Origin of the sequence: Streptomyces sp. MnatMP-M17 (assembly GCF_900091995.1) — a bacterium.
GTDB lineage: Bacteria > Actinomycetota > Actinomycetes > Streptomycetales > Streptomycetaceae > Streptomyces.
Genome location: NZ_FMDK01000916.1, coordinates 1 through 5,021 on the forward strand (window position 1 = coordinate 1; position 5,021 = coordinate 5,021).

5 protein-coding genes are annotated in these 5,021 nt (G+C 68.3%); 3 read left to right on the forward strand and 2 right to left on the reverse strand.

Going from position 1 to position 5,021, the window contains the following annotated elements:
- Positions 1-180 precede the first annotated feature (180 nt).
- Positions 181-1,743, reverse strand: a complete 1,563-nt coding sequence (locus tag GA0115259_RS33355; RefSeq protein ID WP_256098253.1) for a flavin-containing monooxygenase — start codon at positions 1,741-1,743, stop codon at positions 181-183.
- 10 nt (positions 1,744-1,753) lie between these two features.
- Positions 1,754-2,638 carry a class I SAM-dependent methyltransferase gene (locus GA0115259_RS33360; protein ID WP_066945730.1) on the reverse strand — a complete coding sequence of 295 codons (885 nt, stop codon included), beginning with the start codon at positions 2,636-2,638 and terminating at the stop codon, positions 1,754-1,756.
- A gap of 184 nt (positions 2,639-2,822) precedes the next feature.
- On the opposite strand from GA0115259_RS33360, the gene GA0115259_RS33365 reads away from it, so the two are divergent.
- From GA0115259_RS33365 to GA0115259_RS33375, 3 genes are read left to right on the forward strand one after another with little or no spacing between them, the layout of a single operon-like run.
- The gene (locus GA0115259_RS33365; RefSeq protein ID WP_046502425.1) at positions 2,823-3,083 is read left to right on the forward strand and encodes a hypothetical protein; all 261 of its coding nucleotides are present in this window, start codon (positions 2,823-2,825) and stop codon (positions 3,081-3,083) included.
- Positions 3,084-3,094: 11 nt separating this feature from the next.
- The gene (locus GA0115259_RS33370) at positions 3,095-4,081 is read left to right on the forward strand and encodes a 3-oxoacyl-ACP synthase III family protein (protein ID WP_079124951.1); all 987 of its coding nucleotides are present in this window, start codon (positions 3,095-3,097) and stop codon (positions 4,079-4,081) included.
- Positions 4,078-4,833: an SDR family NAD(P)-dependent oxidoreductase gene (locus GA0115259_RS33375; RefSeq protein WP_093603869.1), complete on the forward strand. Its 756-nt coding sequence runs from the start codon at positions 4,078-4,080 to the stop codon at positions 4,831-4,833. The genes GA0115259_RS33370 and GA0115259_RS33375 overlap by 4 nt, the downstream gene beginning before the upstream one ends.
- The last annotated feature ends 188 nt before the right edge of the window (positions 4,834-5,021 follow it).

A 5,021-nucleotide genomic window follows, 5' to 3' on the forward strand; every position in this document is an offset into this window, starting at 1 on the left:
CACCCCCCCACCAGCCCCCGCCACCGTGGCCGCCACCGTGGCGGCTGGCCTCGGCGGCCGTGGCCCAGGTCTGCGTGGCCGCGTTCCAGCCCACGACGGTCGCGGCGGTGGCGGCAATTCCGCCCAGAACTCTGCGCCGAGAAGGGGTGTTGGTGCTCATCTGGTCCGTTCTCCCGTTCGTCATGCGTGGTTGACCGCCGGTCGGCCGGCGCCCACGGTGGTGGCGAGCTGGTACTCGCCCAGGTCGAAGTGCTTGGTGCCGTTGCGGAACCGCCAGGTGTACGTGGGCCAGATCGACGGGTTGCGCCCGGCGCTGTCCAGGTACCAGCTCTTGCAGCCGCCGGCGCTCCAGACCGCGCGGGCCTGACGCTTGTCGAGCGTGGCGTTGTACGCCTGCTGCGCCTCGGGCCGCACCTCGACGCTGGACAGGCCGCGCTTGTCCATCTGCTTGAGGGCGTCCATGACATAGGCGATCTGCGACTCGATCATCACGGTCTGGGAGGAGTGCCCCAGCGTCGTGTTGGGACCGAGCATCATGAAGAGATTCGGGAACCCGGCGATGGTCGTACCGCGGTGCGCGGACATCCCGTCGCTCCAGGCCTCCCGGAGCTGGACGCCGCCCTTGCCCCAGATCCGCCGGGCGACCGGACGGTCCGTGGCCAGGAAGCCGGTGCCCATGATGATGGTGTCGACCTCGCGCTCGCGGCCGTCCTTGGTCACGATGGACTTGGCCCGGACATGGTCGATGGAGTCGCTGACGATGTCCACGTTCGGCTGCTGGATCGCCGGGTACCAGGTGTTCGAGAACAGCAGCCGCTTGCACGCCACCACATAGTCGGGCGTGAGCCGCTCGCGCAGCGCCGGGTCCGCGACGCTCTTTTTGAGATGGTCGGAGGCCATCTTCTGGACCTTCTCGGCGACCTTGGGCCGCGCGAAGGCGAAGGCCAGGACCTCACGGCCCCACATGTTGAAGTTGCGCCGGAAGCTCTGGTAGCCGGGGAAGCTGCGCAGCATCTTCGTGTGGAAGGCGCTGTTGACCTTGTCGTTCTTGGGGCCCACCCAGGGAGGCGTGCGCTGGTACAGGTCGAGCTGCCCGACCTCGGGCTGGATCTTCGGCACGAACTGGATGGCCGAGGCGCCCGTACCGATCACGGCGACGCGCCTGCCGGTCAGATCGTGGTCGTGGTCCCAGCGGGCCGAGTGGAAGACCTTGCCCTCGAAGTCCGCGAGTCCCGGCAGATCCGGGACGGCCGGCTCACTGAGGTAGCCGGCGCCCGCGACCAGGACCTGGGCGGTGTACTCGCCGCCCGAGGTCTCGATGTGCCAGCACCGGGTGTTCTCGTCCCAGCGGGCCGCGATCAGCTCGTGGTTGAAGCGGATGTGCGGGCGCACCCCGAAGCGGTCGGCGCAGTCCCGCAGGTAGGTGAACACCTCGTCGCGCTTGGCGAAGGTGCTCTTCCACTCCGGATTGCGGGCGAACGAGAAGGAGTACAGATGGGCCTGGACGTCACAGGCGCAGCCCGGATAGTTGTTGTCGCGCCAGGTGCCGCCCACCTCGTCGGCCCGTTCGAAGACCAGGAAGTCGTCGATCCCCTGCTGGAGCAGCCGGATGGCCGTACCCAGACCGGAGAAGCCGGTGCCGATGACCGCGACCCGCAGATGACGGGTGGGGCCCCGGCCGGCCGACTCCTCCGTCCCGTCGCTCACGCCGCCCCCGTGGGCGGGTTCGAGAATGCTCGTCACGGTGGCCTCCTCAGCCCCTGCGCTCGATGGTGACGCGGAAGTTGTTGAAGAACTTGTCTTCGAGGGTGTACGCGAAGATGTCGAGGTAGCGCTCGAAGCGGGCCACGACCTCCTCGCCCTCCAGGGCGACAGCCGTCTCACGGTCCGCGGCCAGCCGCTTCAGCCAGGCGCGGCACGCCATGGCGAAGGACTCCCGCTCGTTGACGATCTCCACGACGTGGAAGACGCCCTCCGCGGCGGCGGTCAGCTCGTGGAGATGCGGGATGTGCATCCCCTCGAACTCGGAGCGCTGGAGGAACTTCAGATCGGCGAGCAGCTCACGGTTCATGGGCTGAGCCTCGGCCGTCATCGTGTGCAGAACGAACTTCGCACCCGGGTTCAGGGCCTTGGCGACCTGGTTGAAGAAGAAGCGGTAGCGCTTGGTGCGCTCGCGCGGCGGCAGGTTGGAGGAGACGAAGTGCTCCAGCGCGTTGATGCAGAACGCCGCGTCGTACTTCTCGTCCGTCTCGTGGTCCGCCCAGCTCTCCACCCGCGTGGTGATGCGCGGGTTGTCCAGGCCGGCGATGAACGCCTCCTGGGTGCGGCTCAGCGTCAGACCGACGGCCTGCTCGACTCCGTGGACGGTGGTGAGGCGGTTGAGCATGGTGCCCCAGCCGCAGCCGATGTCCAGCACACGGCGGGTGCCCGCGGCCCCGGCCAGCTCGGCGAAGGTGTCGAGCTTGCGCTCCTGCGCCTCGTCCAGTGTCGTGACGAGGTCCTCGCCCTGCTCCCAGTAGCCGCCGGAGTACATCATGGTCGGACCCAGCAGGAGCCGGTAGAAATCGTTGCTCACCTCGTAGTGGTGCCTTACCGCGTCGACCTCGGGGTCCACGGATCTGGGGGCGACCGTTGTCATGCTCGACCTCTTTCCTGTGTCGCTGCGCCGCTCGTTCCGACCGTTGATTCGGCCACGAGCAAACCGTGTCGCTCGCAACAGATGTGCAAGACGCCCATGCTTCGGCGGTGTTGCGCCCGGATTGCGCGGCCCGCGCTTCCATGCCTCTCGAAACCGGATGCACCGCGAGAGAGGACCGAAGCTCATGACGCTGCCCACCATCGAAGAACTGGCGAGCCAGCTCGAGGCCGTGTCGGGCGCCCAGGAGGTCAGCCCCGATGCACCGCTCCAGCACATCGCCGATGTGGACTCGCTGGACCTGATGGAGTGGCTGTACGGGTTCCAGAACCAGTACCCGGACATCCCCGCCGACGAGTCGCTCTTCGCCGACCTCGACGACACCACCACGCTGCGCCATGTGTACGAGCGGATCCTCGCGCTCGTTCCGCAGCCGGCGCAGGCGTAGCGAGAGCGCCTGTGAACGGCTTCGACATCACCGGGTGGGGCATGGCCGTACCCGAGCGCAAGGTCACCAGCGTGGAGTTGGCGGAGCGTTTCGGCGTCGACGAGAACTGGATCGTCAGCCGGTGCGGTATCCGGGAGCGCCGGGCCGTCGGACCGGGCCAGACGACCGCCTCGCTGGCTGTCGAGGCCGGCCGTCGCGCGCTGGAGAAGGCGGGCCTGACCGGTGGCGACATCGCTCATCTGATCGTCGCCACCGCCACGCCCGAGCAGCCCTCTCCGGCGACGTCCGCCTTCGTCCACCACGATCTCGGGATCGCGGGCGGAGCGCACGACGTCAACTCCGAGTGCGCGGGCTTCATCTACGCGCTGGTGTCGGCGATGGCGCTGATCGCCATCGATCCCCGGCCGATCCTGCTGATCGGCTCCGACACCCACACCCTGACGGCCAACCCCGCCGACCGTGATCTGTCCATCCTCGTCGGCGACGGCGCCGGCGCGGTGGTGCTCCAGCCGGGGCCCGAGAACCGGGTCAAGGCATGGAACCTCGGCGCGGACGGCTCCTGCGCCGGCAGTCTCAAGGTGCTGGCGGGCGGCAGCAGGATGCCGACCACCGAGGAGACGGTCCGCCAGGGCCTCCACTACGCGCAGATCAACGGCAACGAGATCTATCTCAACGCCGTGCGCTACACGGTCCGTACGGTCCGGGAGACGCTGGAGAGCGCCAAGGTCGACGCGGCCGACATCGACCATGTCATCCCGCACCAGGCCAATATCCGGATCATCAACTCGATCCTCAGCCACACCGGTCTGCGCCAAGAGGCACTGATCACCAATCTGGAGCGGTACGGCAACACCGCCTCCGCTTCCGTCCCGATCGCTCTCACCGAGGCGCTCGACGAGGGCCGGATCAAGAACGGTGACAAGGTGCTGCTCGCGGGCTTCGGAGCGGGCATGACCTGGGGATCGATCCTCATGGAGTGGGGCGGGGTGAGGAAATGAGCGGCAGCAAGCCGCAGGGCAGCCGTCCTGAGAAGCCGGTCGCCCTGGTCACGGGAGCGTCCGGTGGACTGGGACAGGCCCTGGCCCTGGAGCTGGACGCGCTGGGCTGCCGGGTGGCGGTCCACTACAACAGCTCCGAGGCCCAGGCCCGGGCAGTCCAGGAGAAGCTCGCCAACGATTCGGTCGTGGTCACCGGTGACGTCGGCTCCTGGGAGGCCGTCACCGCGATGTACGCCCGGATCAGCGACGAGCTCGGTCCCGTCGACGTTCTCGTCAACAACGGCGCGATCCGCAAGGACGCGCTGATGGCGATGCAGTCGCCGGCGGACTGGCAGCAGGTGATCCAGACCAATCTGGTCGGTTCGTTCCACACCGCCAGGGCGTCCGTGCCGTACATGCTCCGGCAGCGGTGGGGACGGATCATCAATGTGGTCTCGCCCTCCGGTCTGATCGCGACCGCGGGCCAGACCGCGTACTCCGCCTCCAAGGCCGGTCTCATCGGCTTCACCCGCACTCTGGCCGCCGAGTGCGGCCGGCGCGGGGTGACCGTGAACGCCCTCTCACCGGGCTTCATGATCACCGGAATGACGAAGGACCTGCCGGGCCGTGTCATCGAGGGAATGGAGGACAAGGCGCCCATTCCCCGGTTCGTCACGGTGGAGGAGGTGGCCCGCAGCGCCGGGCTCTTCCTGGACCAGGACTGTATGACGGGCCAGGTCATCAGTATCGACAGCGGAGTCTCGATCACCTGATTCCGGCGCCGGCCTCCGGGCCGTCCGGCAGGAGAGTCCGTCATCGCCCCGTACGGCCGGTGTGCCTTCTGGCGCATCCGGCCGTCCGGCATGCCCCGGCCGCACGGCAGGACATCGTGCCCCGACCGGCCGGCCGGCGAAAAAAGAGGCGGCCCGGCAACTGCCGGGCCGCCCGCGTATGTTCCCCA

Coding starts and splice junctions, on each gene's coding strand:
- GA0115259_RS33375 (WP_093603869.1), top strand. CDS start 4,078: ATGAGCGGCAGCAAGCCGCAGGGCAGCCGTCCTGAGAAGCCGGTCGCC.
- GA0115259_RS33365 (WP_046502425.1), top strand. CDS start 2,823: ATGACGCTGCCCACCATCGAAGAACTGGCGAGCCAGCTCGAGGCCGTG.
- GA0115259_RS33360 (WP_066945730.1), bottom strand. CDS start 2,638: ATGACAACGGTCGCCCCCAGATCCGTGGACCCCGAGGTCGACGCGGTA.